Origin of the sequence: Azohydromonas caseinilytica, assembly GCF_012927045.1 — a bacterium.
Classification (GTDB): Bacteria; Pseudomonadota; Gammaproteobacteria; order Burkholderiales; family Burkholderiaceae_C; genus Azohydromonas; species Azohydromonas caseinilytica.
The window spans coordinates 41642-57780 of the sequence record NZ_JABBFW010000003.1; the positions used below are offsets into that span (position 1 = coordinate 41642).

The 16139-nt window shown below is 70.1% G+C and carries 13 protein-coding genes and 1 tRNA gene; 2 read left to right on the forward strand and 12 right to left on the reverse strand.

The annotated features are described in order from the left end of the window. Nucleotides 1-15: 15 nt before the first annotated feature. The 12 genes from HHL10_RS05620 to HHL10_RS05675 all read right to left on the reverse strand — a co-directional run bounded on the left by HHL10_RS05620 (nucleotide 16) and on the right by HHL10_RS05675 (nucleotide 12149). Nucleotides 16-92: transfer RNA gene (locus tag HHL10_RS05620), tRNA-Pro, on the reverse strand. Nucleotides 93-124: 32 nt separating this feature from the next. Further along, on the reverse strand, nucleotides 125-592 hold the full coding sequence (locus tag HHL10_RS05625) for a MerR family transcriptional regulator (RefSeq protein WP_169159378.1): 468 nt from the start codon (nucleotides 590-592) through the stop codon (nucleotides 125-127). Between the two features lie 91 nt (nucleotides 593-683). Continuing rightward, nucleotides 684-1046: an integration host factor subunit alpha gene (locus HHL10_RS05630; RefSeq protein ID WP_051244479.1), complete on the reverse strand. Its 363-nt coding sequence runs from the start codon at nucleotides 1044-1046 to the stop codon at nucleotides 684-686. Between the two features lie 12 nt (nucleotides 1047-1058). Then, a complete protein-coding gene (gene pheT / locus HHL10_RS05635) occupies nucleotides 1059-3482 on the reverse strand; it encodes a phenylalanine--tRNA ligase subunit beta (RefSeq protein ID WP_169159379.1) in 2424 nt (807 codons plus the stop codon). Between the two features lie 15 nt (nucleotides 3483-3497). Further along, the gene (gene pheS, locus HHL10_RS05640) at nucleotides 3498-4541 is read right to left on the reverse strand and encodes a phenylalanine--tRNA ligase subunit alpha (RefSeq protein ID WP_169159380.1); all 1044 of its coding nucleotides are present in this window, start codon (nucleotides 4539-4541) and stop codon (nucleotides 3498-3500) included. Between the two features lie 138 nt (nucleotides 4542-4679). After that, complete coding sequence (rplT, locus tag HHL10_RS05645; RefSeq protein WP_169159381.1) at nucleotides 4680-5036, reverse strand: 50S ribosomal protein L20; 357 nt, start codon at nucleotides 5034-5036, stop codon at nucleotides 4680-4682. A gap of 25 nt (nucleotides 5037-5061) precedes the next feature. Next, complete coding sequence (gene rpmI, locus HHL10_RS05650; protein WP_029001830.1) at nucleotides 5062-5265, reverse strand: 50S ribosomal protein L35; 204 nt, start codon at nucleotides 5263-5265, stop codon at nucleotides 5062-5064. A 164-nt stretch (nucleotides 5266-5429) separates the two neighbouring features. Next, nucleotides 5430-5978, reverse strand: a complete 549-nt coding sequence (infC, locus tag HHL10_RS05655) for a translation initiation factor IF-3 (protein WP_157266315.1) — start codon at nucleotides 5976-5978, stop codon at nucleotides 5430-5432. 65 nt (nucleotides 5979-6043) lie between these two features. Then, nucleotides 6044-7963, reverse strand: a complete 1920-nt coding sequence (gene thrS, locus HHL10_RS05660) for a threonine--tRNA ligase (protein ID WP_169159382.1) — start codon at nucleotides 7961-7963, stop codon at nucleotides 6044-6046. Between the two features lie 206 nt (nucleotides 7964-8169). After that, entirely contained in the window at nucleotides 8170-8631 is a 462-nt protein-coding gene (locus HHL10_RS05665) for an outer membrane lipoprotein (RefSeq protein WP_169159383.1), read from the reverse strand. A 127-nt stretch (nucleotides 8632-8758) separates the two neighbouring features. Next, nucleotides 8759-9253, reverse strand: a complete 495-nt coding sequence (locus tag HHL10_RS31110) for a superoxide dismutase family protein (protein ID WP_375138942.1) — start codon at nucleotides 9251-9253, stop codon at nucleotides 8759-8761. 565 nt (nucleotides 9254-9818) lie between these two features. After that, nucleotides 9819-12149, reverse strand: a complete 2331-nt coding sequence (locus tag HHL10_RS05675) for a Tex family protein (RefSeq protein WP_169159384.1) — start codon at nucleotides 12147-12149, stop codon at nucleotides 9819-9821. A 306-nt stretch (nucleotides 12150-12455) separates the two neighbouring features. Here HHL10_RS05675 and HHL10_RS05680 point away from each other — a divergent pair, with 306 nt between their 5' ends. Together HHL10_RS05680 and mdoH are read left to right on the forward strand one after the other, a co-directional pair. Continuing rightward, nucleotides 12456-13916, forward strand: coding sequence for an OpgD/OpgG family glucan biosynthesis protein (locus tag HHL10_RS05680; protein ID WP_235971119.1), 1461 nt, complete (start codon nucleotides 12456-12458; stop codon nucleotides 13914-13916). 65 nt (nucleotides 13917-13981) lie between these two features. Then, complete coding sequence (gene mdoH, locus HHL10_RS05685) at nucleotides 13982-16126, forward strand: glucans biosynthesis glucosyltransferase MdoH (RefSeq protein WP_205832925.1); 2145 nt, start codon at nucleotides 13982-13984, stop codon at nucleotides 16124-16126. Nucleotides 16127-16139: the final 13 nt, after the last annotated feature.

Below are 16139 nucleotides of genomic sequence, written 5' to 3' on the forward strand. Positions count from 1 at the left end.
GGCTCAGGCTTTCTTTGGTCGGGGTGGCGGGATTCGAACTCGCGACCCCTTGCACCCCATGCAAGTGCGCTACCAGGCTGCGCTACACCCCGACTGCTGAAGCTGAAAGTATAACACTAATTTGCTATTTGTGGTCAAGCAGCGCACGAATCTGAAACAGCTCGGCACGCAGCTCTTCGAGCAAATCCGCATTGACCATTGACGCGGCCAGGGCGATGGCACTGCCGGGGAAGTCCGGGTCCTGCGCCTCGTCTACATGCGCCGGGGCCGTGGCCTGTGCCGCGTCCGTGCTCAGGGAGGACTGGGCCGCCGCGCGCAGCGCCGAGCCGCGCGGCGACTCGTCCGCAAGACGATTGCGCGCGCCGTTGATGGTGAAACCCTGCTCGTAGAGCAGGTCGCGGATGCGGCGGATGAGCAGCACCTCGTGGTGCTGGTAGTAGCGCCGGTTGCCGCGGCGCTTCATGGGCTTGAGCTGCGAGAACTCCTGTTCCCAGTAGCGCAACACGTAGGGCTTGACGCCGCACAGCTCGCTGACCTCACCGATGGTGAAGTAACGCTTGGCGGGAATCTCGGGCAGCGGCGTCTTGTCCATCGCGGCGGATCAACGGGGAAGAACGCGCCAGCGCGCCCAGGCGCGGCCGGCGTCGCCAGGGCCGGCCTCCCGGCCGGCCGTGCTCACCACCTCACTCGGCGTCGTCATGGGCGTCGGCATCGCCCTGTACCAGGCCCTTGAGCTTGTGGCTGGCGTGGAACGTAACGACGTTGCGCGCGTTGATGGGAATGGTCTCGCCCGTGCGCGGATTGCGCCCCGGCCGCGGCGCCTTGCGGCGGATGTTGAAGTTGCCGAAGCCCGAAAGCTTCACCTCCTGGCCCTGCACCAGCGCGCCGTGCAGGATGTCGAAGAAGGCTTCCACCATGTCCTTGGACTCGCGCTTGTTCAGGCCCAGCCGCTCGAACAGCAGCTCGGACAGCTCGGCCTTGGTCAGCGTCGGCGTCTCGATGCTGGGCAGCAGTACGGACTCGGGCGGATTGGTGATGTCATTCATGGGCTTGCCTCCTCAGCCGCGCAGCCGCACGCCCAGGCGCTGCTGCAGCCGCTGCAGCAGCGCGGCCACGGCGGCGTCGATGCGCTCGTCGGTGAGCGTGGTGTCCGGGTCGAGCAGCTCCAGCCGCACGGCCAGACTGCGCTCGCCGGCCTCGATGCCAGCCATCGGCGTGGCGGGCTTGTACAGGTCGAACAGCTTGGCCGAGCGCACCAGAGCGCTGTCGTCGTCCAGGATCACGCTCATCAGCGCATCATGGCCGAGGTCCTCGCGCGCCACCAGCGCCACGTCGCGCCAGACCGACTGCTGGCGTGAGATCGGCTCGAAGGCCGGCAGCGGGCGTTGCAGCAGCGCGTCGAGCTCCAGCTCGAACAGCACCGGCGCCTGCGGCAGTTCGTAGGCCTGACGCCAGCGCGGGTGCAGCTCGCCGATCCAGCCCACGGCCCGGCCGTCGAGCTCGATGCGGGCGCTGCGCCCGGGGTGCAGCGCCGGGTGCGTGGCGGCCACGAACTTCGGCTGCAGCGGCGCCAGCAGCGCCTCCACGTCGCCCTTGGCGTCGAAAAAGTCCACGGCACGCTCGCGCTGGCCCCACTGCAGCTCCTGTGCGCTGCCGAAAGCCAGGCCCGCCAGGCGCCGTGGCTGGTGCACGCCGGCCACGCTGGTGTCGCTGTCGGTCACCGAGGCGTCGCGCAGGAACACGCGGCCGATCTCGAACACGCGCACCCGCGCCGCCTTGCGCGCGAGGTTGTAGCGCAGCACGTGGATCAGGCTGCCCAGCAGGCTGGAGCGCATCACCGCCAGCGGCGCGGCGATGGGATTGAGGACGCGGATCGGGTCGGCATTGCCGGCCAGCTCCTTTTCCCAACGCTCCTCGACGAAGCTGAAGTTGATGGTTTCCTGGTAGCCCAGCGCCGCCATCAGGTGCCGCAGCGCGTGGCTGCTGCGCTGGTTCTCGGGCCGCACATGGGCGGTGACCGGCGCCAGCGGCGGCGTGTCGGGCAGCTGGTTGAAGCCGATGACGCGAATGACCTCCTCGATCAGGTCTTCCTCGATCTGCAGGTCGAAGCGCCAGCTCGGCGGCGTGACGGTGAGCGTGCCCTCGCCTTCCGTGAAGCCCAGGCCCAGGCGCTGGAACACTTCCGCGCACTGCGCCTGCGTCACCGGCATGCCGATGACCTTGGCGGCCCGCGCCACGCGCAGCGTCACCGGCTTGCGCTCGGGCAGCTGCGTGACCTGGTCGTCCATCGGGCCGGGCTCGCCGCCGCAGATCTCCAGGATCAGCCGCGTCAAGTGCTCGATGTGCTCCACCGTCTGCGCCGGATCGACGCCGCGCTCGAAGCGGTGGCCCGCGTCGGTGCTGAAGTTGAAGCGGCGCGAACGGCCCGCCACCGCCTGCGGCCACCAGAAGGCAGCTTCGACGTAGACGTTGCGCGTGTCGTCGGACACGGCCGTAGCGTCGCCACCCATGATGCCGGCCAGCGATTCCACGGCCTGCGCGTCGGCGATCACGCCGACCGTTTCGTCCAGCTCGATGGTGTTGCCGTTGAGCAGCTTCAGGCTCTCGCCCTGGCGTCCCCAGCGCACGACCAGGTTGTCGTGGATCTTATCGAGGTCAAAGATGTGGCTGGGCCGGCCGTACTCGAACATCACGTAGTTCGAGATGTCCACCAGGGCGCCGACCGAGCGTTGCCCGCAGCGCGCCAGGCGCTCGACCATCCAGGCCGGCGTCTTGGCCTGCGGATTGATGCCACGGATGACCCGGCCGGAGAAGCGGCCGCACAGATCCGGTGCCTCGACGCGCACCGGCAGCCGCGCGTCGTTGGCGGCGGCCACGGGCTCGAAGCGCGGCGTCTGCAGCGGCGTGCCGGTGAGCGCGGACACCTCGCGGGCGATGCCGTAGACGCTCAGGCAGTGCGCCAGATTGGGCGTGAGCTTGAGCGTGAACAGCGTGTCGTCGAGGTTGAGCACCTCGCGCACGTCGGCGCCGACCGGGGCGTCGGCGGCCAGCTCCAGCAGGCCGCCGTGCTCGTCGGAGAGCTGCAGTTCGCGCGCCGAGCACAGCATGCCGTGGCTGTCCACGCCGCGCAGCTTGCCGAGCTTGATCTGGAAGGGCTTGCCGTCCTCGCCGGGCGGCAGCTCGGCGCCGACCAGCGCCAGCGGCACGCGGATGCCGGCACGGGCGTTGGGCGCGCCGCAGACGATCTGCAGCGGGCCGTCCTTGGAATGCTCGCCGGCATTGACCTTGCAGACGCGCAGGCGGTCGGCGTTGGGATGCTGCTCGGCTTCCAGGATCTCGCCGACGACGATGCGGCTGAAGGCGGGCGCGGCCGGGCGCAGCTCTTCGACTTCCAGGCCGGCCATGGTCAGCGTGTCGGCCAGATCGGCGGTGGTCAGCGGCGGGTTGCAGAACGCGCGCAGCCAGGACTCGGGAAATTGCATGGTCGATCTCAGCCTTTACTTGAACTGCGAGAGGAAGCGCAGGTCGCCGTCGAAGAACAGGCGCAGGTCATTGACGCCGTAGCGCAGCATGGTCAGCCGGTCCGGGCCCATGCCAAAGGCGAAGCCGATGTACTGCTCCGGATCGAGCCCGAAGTTGCGCACCACGTTGGGATGCACCTGGCCCGAGCCCGCCACCTCCAGCCAGCGGCCCTTGAGCGGGCCGGCGCCGAAGGTGATGTCCACCTCGGCCGAGGGCTCGGTGAAGGGGAAGAAGGACGGGCGGAAGCGGATCTGCAGGTCGTCCGTCTCGAAGAAGTTGCGGAAGAAGTCGGCGAAGACCGCCTTCAGGTCCTTGAAGCTGACGTTGCGGCCGATCCACAGGCCTTCGCACTGGTGGAACATCGGCGAGTGCGTGGCGTCGCTGTCCACGCGGTAGGTGCGGCCCGGCGCGATGACGCGGATCTCGGGCATCGCCTCGCCCTTGCCGGCATGCGCCTTGACATGCTGTACGGCGTGGCGCACTTGCATCGGGCTGGTGTGCGTGCGCAGCAGGTAGCCGCCGGCGGGGCCCTGAGCGTCGACGTAGAAGGTGTCGTGCATCGAGCGCGCCGGGTGGTCGGCGGGCGTGTTCAGCGCGGTGAAGTTGAACCAGTCGTTCTCGATCTCGGGGCCGTCGGCCACGGCGAAGCCCATGGAACCGAAGATGGCCTCAATGCGCTCCAGCGTGCGCGAGACCGGATGCAGGCCACCGCTGCCGCGCTGGCGCCCGGGCAGGGTCACGTCCAGTGCCTCGGCCTGGAGCTGGCGCTCCAGCTCCGCATCGGCCAGTGCCTGGCGGCGCGCATTGAGCGCGGCCTCGACCTGCTGCTTGAGAGCGTTGATCTCGGCGCCGCGGGCCTTTTTCTGCTCGGGCGGCAGCGCGGCCAGGCCCTTCATCAGTTCGGTGAGGCGGCCGGTCTTGCCGAGGTAGCGCGCCTTGGCGTTCTCCAGCTCGGCCGGCGTGGCGGCGGCGGCGAAGTCGGCACGCGCGGACGACACCAGGGGATCGAGGTCGTTCATGGGATGCGGGACGGGGGCGATAAAAAAGGCCGGTCACCAGGTGCCGGCCTTCGGAAGTGTTGCCCGACCCGTCTCAGGGCCGGGGCAGCGCGCGGCGGCCGTCCACGAGAGGACGCGAGCGGCCGCTGCGGGCATGACTCAGGCGAGCTGGGCCTTCACCTTCTCGACGATGCTGCCGAAGGCGGCCGGATCGTTGACGGCCATGTCGGCCAGGACCTTGCGGTCGATCTCGATCTGGGCCTTCTTCAGGCCGGCCATGAACTTGCTGTAGGTCACGCCGAGCGAACGGGAAGCCGCGTTGATACGGGCGATCCAGAGCTGGCGGAACACGCGCTTCTTGGCACGGCGGTCGCGATAGGCGTACTGGCCCGCCTTCATCACCGCCTGCTTGGCGATGCGGAAGACGTTCTTGCGGCGGCCGCGGAAGCCCTTGGCCAGGGCCAGGACCTTCTTGTGACGGGCGCGGGCGGTTACACCACGTTTAACGCGAGGCATGGTTCTACTCCTTTAACCTTGAAGCTCAGAGGCCGGCGAAGGGCAGCATCGCGGCGATGTGGCCCATGTTGGTCTCATGCACGTTGGCAGCGCCGCGCAGCTGGCGCTTGTTCTTCGTGGTCTTCTTGGTGAGGATGTGGCGCTTGAACGCCTGACCGCGCTTCACGGTACCACCCGGACGGACGCGAAAACGCTTCTTCGCGCTGCTCTTGGTCTTCATCTTGGGCATGACTGCTCCTTGTAAGTGACCCTTGCGGGCGACCGCGGACAACTCGTCCACGGTGCTTGTCGGCCCGCAACGGCTTCTGTGTTCCGACCACCGCCACAGCGACGGCAACCGGACCGTTGGCGCCCCGGTGACCAGACCGGAGGCGCCGAACCCTGCTTCGGTGATTACTTGCGCCGGGGCGCCAGCACCATGATCATCTGGCGGCCTTCGAGCTTGGGCATGTGCTCGACCACGGCCACGTCGGCAAGCTCGTCGCGGATACGCTCCAGCAGCCGCATGCCGATTTCCTGGTGCGTGATCTCGCGGCCGCGGAAACGCAGCGTGACCTTGCCCTTGTCGCCGTCCTCCGCGATGAAGCGGCGCAGGTTGCGCATCTTGATCGCGTAGTCGCCTTCGTCGGTACCGGGGCGGAACTTGACTTCCTTGACCTCGATGACCTTCTGCTTGGCCTTGGCCTCGGCCGCCTTCTTCTGTTCCTGGTACTTGAACTTGCCGTAGTCCATCAGCCGGCACACCGGGGGATCAGCCGTGGCGGCGATCTCCACCAGATCGACGTCGGCCTCGCCGGCCATCCGCAACGCTTCCTGGATGCTCACGATGCCCAGCGGCTCGTTGTTGGGGCCGTTGAGACGCACCTGAGGCGCCATGATCTCCCGGTTCAGCCGGTGCTTGCGCTCGGCATTTGGAGTGCGACGATCGAAAAAAGTAGCGATGGTTGGAACCTCGTGTCAGCCGAAGGCGGCGGCCATGAATCGGTCAGAACGCGAAACGGGGCCGCTCAGCCCTTGTTGGCAATGGCCTCGGCGATCTTTTGGCTGAAGTCGGTCGAGCTCATCACCCCAAGGTCCTGGTTGCCCCGGGCGCGCACTGCAACGGCCCCGTTTGCCTTCTCCTTGTCGCCCACGACGAGGATGAACGGAACCTTTTGCAAAGAATGCTCGCGGATTTTATACGTGATCTTCTCATTGCGCAAATCAGCCTGGGCCCTAACTCCTTGTTTTTGAAGCTGTTTCACCACTTCCTGCGCATAGTCGGCCTGCGCGTCTGTGATGCAGGCCACCACGACCTGCACCGGAGCCAGCCAGGTCGGCAGCGCGCCGGCGTGCTGCTCGATGAGGATGCCGATGAAACGCTCCAGGCTGCCGACGATGGCGCGGTGCAGCATCACCGGCGTGCGGCGCTCGCCGGACTCGGCCACGTACTCCGCGCCCAGGCGCTGCGCCATGGAGAAATCCACCTGCATGGTGCCGCACTGCCACTGGCGGCCCAGCGCGTCCTTGAGCGTGTACTCGATCTTCGGCCCATAGAAGGCGCCGTCGCCCGGGGCGATGACGAACTCGCAGCCCGAGCGCTTGAGGCTCTCGATCAGCGCCTGCTCGGCCTTGTCCCAGATCTCGTCGGAACCGATGCGCGCCTCGGGCCGCGTGGCGACCTTGTAGAGGATGTCGGTGAAGCCGAAGTCGGCATAGACCTTCTGCAGCAGCGCCGTGTAGGCCACGCACTCGTCCAGGATCATGTCCTCGGTGCAGAAGATGTGGCCGTCATCCTGCGTGAAGCCGCGCACGCGCATGATGCCGTGCAGGCCGCCGCTGGGCTCGTTGCGGTGGCACTGGCCGAACTCGCCGTAGCGCAGCGGCAGGTCGCGATAGCTCTTGATGCCCTGCTTGAAGATCAGGATGTGGCCCGGACAGTTCATCGGCTTGAGCGCGTAGTCGCGCTTTTCCGACTCCGTCGTGAACATGTTGTCGCGGTACTTGTCCCAGTGGCCCGTGGCTTCCCACAGCGAGCGGTCGATGATCTGCGGACCCTTGACCTCCTGGTAACCGTTGTCGCGGTAGACGCGGCGCATGTACTGCTCCACCTCCTGCCACACCGTCCAGCCCTTGGGATGCCAGAACACGACGCCCGGGGCGTGGTCGTCGATGTGGAACAGGTCCAGCTCGCGGCCAAGCTTGCGGTGGTCGCGCTTCTCGGCCTCTTCCAGGCGGTGCAGGTACTGCTGCAGGTCATCCTTGCTGGCCCAGGCCGTGCCGTAGATGCGCTGCAGCATCTCGTTGCGGTGGTCGCCACGCCAGTAGGCGCCGGCCACCTTCATCAGCTTGAAATGCTTGAGCCTGCCCGTGGAGGGCACGTGGGGGCCGCGGCACAGGTCCTCGAAACCGCCCTCGCGGTACAGCGACACCTCCTGGCCCTGCGGGATGCTGCTGATGATCTCGGCCTTGTAGTCCTCGCCCAGGCCCTTGAAGTAGGCCACCGCCTCGTCGCGCGGCAGCACGCGGCGCGTGACCTTCTCGTCCTTCTTGGCCAGCTCCGCCATGCGCTTCTCGATGGCCTGCAGGTCCTCGGGCGTGAACGGGCGCTTGTACGAGAAGTCGTAATAGAAGCCGTTTTCGATGACCGGCCCGATCGTCACCTGCGCCTCGGGGAACAGCTCCTTGACCGCGTAGGCCAGCAGGTGCGCCGTGGAGTGGCGGATCAGCTCCAGGCCTTCCGGGTCCTTGTCGGTGATGAGGGCCAGCGGCGTGTCGCAGTCGATGACGTGGCTCAGGTCCACGAGCTTGGCTTCCTGGCCATGGCCAATGCGCCCGGCCAGCGCGGCCTTGGCCAGGCCGGGGCCGATCGAGGCCGCCACTTCGGCGACGGTGACGGGTGCGGGGAACTCGCGGCGCGAACCGTCGGGCAGCTGGATGGCGATCATCGAGGGAGAACTCCGGAAATGAAAAAGCGCGGTGGGTGACCGCGCTTCAGGAACGAAAAGGCAAGGAAATGACGCGCGGCAGCGACTACGAAACCTCGGTGCAGGTCGAAGTTCGCGGTGTCATAACCAGGGTGCCTTTCTCGCTCTTGCTGAATTCAGGGGAAGACGCGGATTCTAAGTCAGGCTGTCCAGCCCCTGTTCAAGTATCAGTAGCGGTAGAGCTGGCCGTCCTGCAGCCGCACGCGGTCGCCCACGCGCAGGTCGCCCAGCTCGGCATAGTCGAACGCCCTCGCCCCGCCGTTGTCGAACTGCACCGACACGCGGATCGCGCCGTCGTTGCTGCGCCCGCGCTCGATCTGGTGCCCGATGAGCGCCCCGCCCACCGCGCCCAGCACGGTGCCGGCATTGCGCGCCGAGGAGCTGTGGCCCAGCTGGCGCCCCACCACCGCGCCGACCACGCCGCCGATGACCGCACCGCCGCCGCTGGGCTCGGCGCCCACGCGCTCGATGCGCGTCACGGTCCCGTACTGCACATAGGAGGGCTGCGGTTGCTGCGCGCCCCAGCCGTAGCCCGGCGGATACGAGGGCGCACGCCCCACCGGCTGCTGCGCACAGCCCGCCATCAGCGCCAACGCCAGCGCCCCTCCCATCCATTTCATCGATTGCATCCTCGGCTCCACGCGCCGGATTCGGCGCGCCTGGAGCAGCAACGCGCGGCGGCGGCCAGCGGTTGATCCGCAACTGCAACCGGATGTGGATTCACCGGGCCGCCAACCTTTGGCGCGCGGCCCGGCCTCAGCGCCTGGCGATGACGCCGCAGGCGATGCGCGCGCCGGAGTTGCCCGCGGGCTGCGAGCGGTAGTCGTCGGGCTGCGCATGCACCACCACCGCGCGCCCGACGATGTCGCCCGCGCCGCTGCCCACCGAGACGCCCTGCAGCATGATGCGCACGTCCGCGTTGCCGTTGGCGTCGGTGCGCAGGTTGGGCATGTCGCCCATGTGATGCGCGGCGTCCTGCGGACCATGCGGCTGGCCGCTGGGGTTGAAGTGCCCGCCGGCGCTGCTGGCGTCCGGCGCCGAGCAGTCGCCCTTCTCGTGCACGTGGAAGCCATGCTCGGCGTTGGGCGCCAGGCCGGTGAGGCGCGCATGGACCATCACCTGGCCGCCGCCCATGTCGTGGAAGCCCACCATGCCGCGCGCGTTCTGGCCCTGCGTGGGCGAGAGCGTGGCCATGGCCATGGGCATGTTCATCATGCCGCCACCCGGTCCTGCACCGGGCCCAGGGCCCATCGGGCCGGCACCCGGTCCGCCGCCCATCATGCCGGGGCCCGGCCCGGCACCCATCGGCCCCGGGCCGGGCCCATGCCCCGGGCCCCGCTCCGGTCCGGCGCAGCCCGCCAGCGCCGCGGCCACCGCCGCCAGGCCCACAACCTTGCTCCAGCTCAAGACACTCATCGCTTTCTCCATGTCAACGTGGATGAGGCCGCAACGTCATTGCGGCCACGGCACCGCTCCGTGGTCGATGGCAGCCCGGGGAACGCGGCGGACGTTGCCCCTTGCGGCGCAGGGCCGCTGCCCCGACCACGGCCCGTGCCCTTCGGGGCGCGGCGCGGCGGCGGCTTGCAGCTTAGCCGCCCCACCGGCGCCATGTGCCGCCCCGCACCAGCCAGCCAGGCAAGCACCGCCACAAGAAAAGATGAGGACGGCTACGAAGCGACGGCCGTACCGGCGGGTGCGAGGCGTGCCGCAACGCGGCCCGAAGGGCAACGGCCTCGAATCGTCAAATGGGCCTGAACGACCGATCCCGCGCTCCGGGCTGAGCGCCGCGGCGGCACCACGGCCGCCCACCGCGCGCTCAGCGCTTCTGCAGCTTGGCGAACGCCGCCGCCATCGCGCCCTGCGGCGCCGGGGCGTTGCCGCCGCGGCCCGCGCGCTCCTGGCGCCCGGCCGGGCGGAAGGCGTTGCCACTGCCTGCCCCCGCGCCGCCCTTGGCGGCGCCGGCGTCGGTGCGCATGCTCAGCGCGATGCGCCCGCGCGCCAGGTCCACCTCGACCACGCGCACCTTGACGATGTCGCCGGTCTTGACCACCTCGCGTGCGTCGGCCACGAACTTGTTGGCGAGCTGGCTCACGTGCACCAGGCCGTCCTGGTGCACGCCCAGGTCCACGAAGGCGCCGAACTGCGCCACGTTGCTGACCGTGCCTTCCAGCACCATGCCGGGCTGCAGGTCCTTGATGTCCTCCACGCCCTCGTTGAAGCGCGCCACCTTGAAGTCCGGCCGCGGATCACGCCCCGGCTTCACCAGCTCGGCCAGGATGTCCTTGACCGTGATGGCACCGAAGCGCTCATCCGCGAAGGCCTCGGGTTTGAGCTTGGCGATGACGTCGGTGTTGCCCATCAGCTCCTTGATGGGCCGGCCGGCGGCCTGGATGATCTTCTCGACCACCGGGTAGGTCTCCGGGTGCACGCCCGACAGGTCCAGCGGGTTGTCGCCGTCGCGGATGCGCAGGAAGCCCGCGGACTGCTCGAAGGTCTTCGGGCCCAGGCCCGTGACGTCCAGCAGCTGGCGCCGGTTGCGGAAGGCGCCATGCTGGTCGCGCCAGCGCACCACCGAGGCCGCCACGCTGGCGGAGAGGCCCGACACCCGCGCCAGCAGCGGCGCCGAGGCGGTGTTGAGGTCCACGCCCACGGCGTTGACGCAGTCCTCGACCACGGCGTCCAGCGTGCGCGCGAGCTGGCCCTGGTTGACGTCGTGCTGGTACTGGCCCACGCCGATGCTCTTGGGCTCGATCTTCACCAGCTCGGCCAGCGGGTCCTGCAGCCGGCGCGCGATGCTCACCGCGCCGCGCAGGCTCACGTCCAACTCCGGCAGCTCCTTGCTGGCGAACTCGCTGGCCGAGTAGACCGAGGCGCCCGCCTCGCTCACCACCACCTTCTCGATGCGCGCCTCGGGCGCGAGCTGCTGCAGCCGCTTGATCAGGTCGCCGGCGAGCTTGTCGGTCTCGCGGCTGGCGGTGCCGTTGCCGATGGCGATCAGGTTGACGCCATGCGCGGCGCACAGCCGCTGCAGCGTGTGCAGCGCGCCGTCCCAGTCGCGGCGCGGCTCGTGCGGATACACGGTGGCGGTGTCCAGCACCTTGCCGGTGTCACTGACCACGGCCACCTTCACGCCGGTGCGGATGCCCGGGTCCAGCCCCATCACCACGCGCTTGCCCGCCGGCGCGGCCAGCAGCAGGTCGCGCAGGTTCTCGGCGAACACCTTGATCGCCACCTCCTCGGCCTGCTCGCGCAGCCGCGCGAACAAGTCGCGCTCCAGGCTCAGGCTGAGCTTGACCTTCCAGGTCCAGGCGATGGTCTTGCGGATCAACTCGTCGGCCGGGCGCTTGCGGTGGCTCCAGCCCAGGTGCAGCGCGATCTTGCCCTCCGCCAGCGAGGGCTGCCCGGGGACGAGCTCCTCATCGAGCACCAGCCGCGCGTCCAGGATCTCCTGGGCCCGGCCGCGGAACACGGCCAGCGCGCGGTGCGAGGGCATCGTGCGGATGGGCTCCTGGTGGTCGAAGTAGTCGCGGTACTTGGCGACATCGGGGTTGTTCTCGTCCTTGCCCTCGACGCGCTTGCTGCGGATGAAACCCTCGCTCCACAGCCATTCGCGCAGCGGGCCCACCAGCGCGGCGTCCTCGGCCCAGCGCTCGGAAAGCAGGTCGCGCACGCCGTCGAGCACGGCAAAGGCGTCGGCGAAGCCGGCCTCCGGGTTGAGGAAGGCGGCGGCCTCGGCCATCGGGTCCAGCGCGGGGTCGGCCAGCAGCTTGTCGGCCAGCGGCTCCATCCCGGCCTCGCGGGCGATCAGCCCCTTGCTGCGGCGCTTGGGCTTGTAGGGCAGGTACAGGTCTTCCAGTTCCTGCTTGGTGGGCGCCGCCTCGATGGCGGCGCGCAGCTCGGGCGTGAGCTTGCCCTGCTCGTCGATGCTCTTGAGCACCGCGGCGCGCCGGTGCTCCAGCTCGCGCAGGTAGGCCAGCCGGGCTTCGAGCTCGCGCAGCTGCGCGTCGTCCAGGGCACCGGTAGCCTCCTTGCGGTAACGGGCGATGAACGGGACGGTGGCGCCGCCATCGAGCAGCTCCACGGCCGCCTGCACTTGCGCGGGCCGCACCTTCAACTCGGCCGCAATCTGCAACAGGATTTTTTCCAACTCGGGTCGCCTGAGGGGTGTGGGAAAGCGCGCGAGTGTGCCATGCCCCTAGGGGAATTCCCGCATCGGCAGCGCGCCGCACGTCAACGCGGCCGGTCCACAACTCGTTGCACCCCCATTGGCCCAGAAACGTTGCGTGGCGAAGCGGGCGGCTAGTCTTGCGCTGCCCCGATCGGGTGCATTCGCCCGGCACGCTTTGTGCCTTTCCGGACCCCAATGAATCGAACCCACAGCGCCGCTTCACGGCGGCGCCCTTTGACGACTGTTGCCTTTTTCCTGCTGTCCATGCTGAGCTGGACGGCAGCCATGGCTGCGTCCGCACAGGCTTTCGGCCTGGCCGACGTGGCCGAGCGCGCACGGGTGCTTGCGCAACAACCCTGGAAGCCGCCGACGACCACGCGCGAGCCTGCGCTGCTGGACCTGAGCTACGACGAGTACCGCGCGCTGCGCTTCGATCCGGCGCAGTCCACCTGGCGCGGCGCGGGGCTGCCCTTCGAGCTGCAGTACTTCCACGTCGGCCGCGGCTTCGCGCACCCGGTGCAGCTCCATGAAATCCAGGGCGGGCGCGCCACGCCGCTGCGCATTCCCGACAACGCCTTCGGCCGCCAGGCCAAGGGCGCGCCGGCTGGCACGGCGCCCGCGGCCGAGATCGCCGGCTTTCGCGTGCACTACCCGATCAACCGCCCGGACTACAAGGACGAGGTCATCGCCTTCCTGGGCGCAAGCTACTTCCGCGCCGTGGGCGCCGGCCAGCACTACGGCCTGTCGGCGCGCGGCCTGGCCGTGGACATCACCGGCGGCCAGGGCGAGGAGTTCCCCGCCTTCACCGCCTTCTGGCTGGAGCGCCCGGCTGCCGATGCCAAGGCCCTCACCTTCTACGCGCTGCTGGACGGCCCGCGCGTGGCCGGCGCCTACCGCTTCGACGTGAAGCCCGACGCTGCGACCGTGGTGGACGTGCGCGCCGTGCTCTACCTGCGCGCACCGGTGGCGGCGCTGGGCATCGCGCCGCTGACCAGCATGTTCTACGCGGGCGAAAACCAGCCCGTGCCGGGCGACTTCCGCCCCGAGGTGCACGACAGCGACGGGCTGCAGGTGCACAGCGCCAGCGGCGAGTGGCTGTGGCGCCCGCTGCACAACCCGGGCACGCCCTTTGCCACCAGCTTCGTCCTGCCGGGGTTGCGCGGCTTCGGACTGATGCAGCGCGACCGCGCCTTCAGCAGTTACGAGGACACCGAGGCCCAGTACGAGCGCCGCCCCAGCGTCTGGGTCGAGCCGCTGGGCGACTGGGGCCCAGGCCGCGTGGAGCTGCTGCAGTTCCACACCGTCGACGAGACCAACGACAACGTGGTGGCGAGCTGGGTGCCCCAGCAACTGCCCGCCCCGGGCCAGCCGCTGGAGCTGGCCTGGCGGCTGCACTGGCAGGGCACCGACGCCACCCGCCCGCCCGGCGCCTGGGTCACGCAGACACGGCTGGGCCGCGGCTTCGAGGCCCTGGGCCCCGAGGAGCTGCAGTACGTGGTCGATTTCGACGGCCCCGCGCTGCAGGCCCTCGCGGCCGACGCGCCGGTGCAGGCCGTGGTCAGCGCGCCGGCCGGCGCCAAGGTCCTTTTCGTCAATGCCTACCGCCATCCCCAGACCGGCGGCTGGCGCATGACGCTGCGCCTGCAGCGTCTGGCGCGCACGCAACCTGTGGAGCTGCGCGCCTATCTTCAATTGGGCACCCAGGTGCTGAGTGAGACATGGAGTCACGCCATCCCGCCGCAATGAGCGCTGAACAACCGAGGAGCGCCGCGGCGACCGCCCCCACCGCCCCGCCGATCCATCGACGGCCCATGCCCGCGCGTCCGTGGTCCGGACCGGGTGCGGCGCTGCGTGCCCGGCTGCAAGGCACGGGTGGCGGCGAACGCGCCCGTGCCCGTACCGCAGACGCCGCCGAGCCGCCCTGGCACGCCGCGGCGCGCCGGCGCCGCACCGGGCTGCTGGGCGCGGTGACGCTGTCGGCCGGCATCGCCACGCTGGTGCTGGCGCAACCCGCCGTCGCCGACGGCCTGGACCTGGTCGAGGCGGCGCACCTGCTGCTGTTCTTCCTGCTGTTCGGCTGGGTCAGCGCGGGCTGCTTCACGGCGGTGGCCGGCTACCTCTGCCTGCGCCGCGGCGACCCGCACACGCTCTCGCCCCAGGTGCTGCCGCAGACCGGCCCCACGGACCCGGCCGCGCGCGTGGCACTGACGATGCCGATCTGCAACGAGGACATCGACACCGTCTTCGCCGGGCTGCGCGAGACCTGCGAGTCGCTGCGCGCCACCGGGCGCGAGGAAGCCTTCGACCTCTTCATCCTCTCCGACAGCAGCGACCCGGCGCTGCGGGCCGCGGAGCTGCGCGCCTGGCGCGAGCTGCGCGCGCAGCTGGGCTCGGGCCTGGGCGAGCGCATCTACTACCGCCACCGCCGCCGCCGCACCCGGCGCAAGGCCGGCAACGTGGCCGACTTCTGCCGCCGCTGGGGCGCGCTGTACCGCTACATGGTGGTGCTGGACGCCGACAGCGTCATGACCGGCGAGTGCCTGGTGAAGATGCAGCAGCTCATGGAGCAGCACCCGCGCATCGGCATCCTGCAGACGCAGCCGGTGTCGCGCGGCCACGACACGCTGCATGCGCGCGCGCAGCAGTTCCTGGGCCGCGTAGCCGCGCCGCTGTTCGCGGCCGGGCTGCGCTGCTGGCAACTGGGCGAGTCGCACTACTGGGGCCACAACGCCATGCTGCGCGTGGCGCCCTTCATGCAGCACTGCGGCCTGGCGCCGCTGCCGCGGCGCGGCGGGCTGGGCGGCGAGATCCTGTCGCACGACTTCGTGGAGGCCGCGCTCATCCGCCGCGCCGGCTACGAGGTCTGGCTGGTGGACCTGCCCGGCAGCTTCGAGCAGCCGCCGGCACACCTGCTCGACGAACTGCAGCGCGACCGCCGCTGGTGCCAGGGCAACCTGCAGAACGTGTGGCTGGTGGCCGAGCCCGGCTTCGCGCCGGTGCACCGTGCCATGTTCTTCAGCGGGGCCCTCTCGTATGTGGCCTCGCCGCTGTGGCTGCTGTTCATGGTGCTGGGCGTGTTCAGTGCGGACGACGGCGCCGGCCATGTCTTTGCCGGCGCGCCGCTGCTGTGGGCGCTGACGCTGGCGATGCTGGCCGCGCCGCGCGCGCTGGGCGTGGCGCTGGTGATCCGGCGCGGCCAGGCCGCGGCCTACGGCGGCGTGGCGCGGCTGGTCATCGGCTCGCTGCTGGAGGCGCTGCTGTCGGCGCTGCAGGCGCCGTTGCGCATGCTGGCGCACACGGTGTTCGTGGTGGGCGCGCTCACCGGGCTGAAGCTGGACTGGAAGTCGCCCTCGCGCGACGCGGTGGCGCTGCGCTGGCGTGACGCGCTGCGCCGCTTCGGCCCCTGGGCCGTGCCGGCCGCCGCCGTGGCCTGGCTGGCCGAGGTGCCGACGCTGGCGCCGGTGTGGTTGCCGCTGCTGCTGGCCGTGCCGCTGGCGGTGTGGACCAGCCGCCCCGAGGTCGGCGCCTGGCTGCGCCGCCGCGGCGTGTGGCTGACACCGGACGAGCTGCAGCTGGCGGACACCCCGGCCCGCTTCGCGCCGCGCCCCGCCCGGCCCGCGCCGCTGGCGCCGGTGGTGGTGCGCCGGCCGGCGCCACAGGGCTTCAGCCTGCCGCCCCTGGCCTCGCTGCTGGCCCTGCGCCCGCAGCAGGCGCTGGCCCGCGCCATGGCCATGGTGGCGCTGGCCATCCCCGTGGTGCCGGCCGTGCTGACGCCGGAGCGCACCCGGGTGTCGGTGGCCTACCTGATGGCCGAGCCCGCGCCCTACGAGGGCCGCACCGCCGCCGCGACGCTCAAGGGCCGCGAGAAGGCCACCAAGCCGGGCAAGCGCCGCTACAACCAGCGCACCGTGCCGACCTCGGCCACGGCCCGGACCTCGACGGCGACGCCGAGCTGAGTCCGGCCGCCAG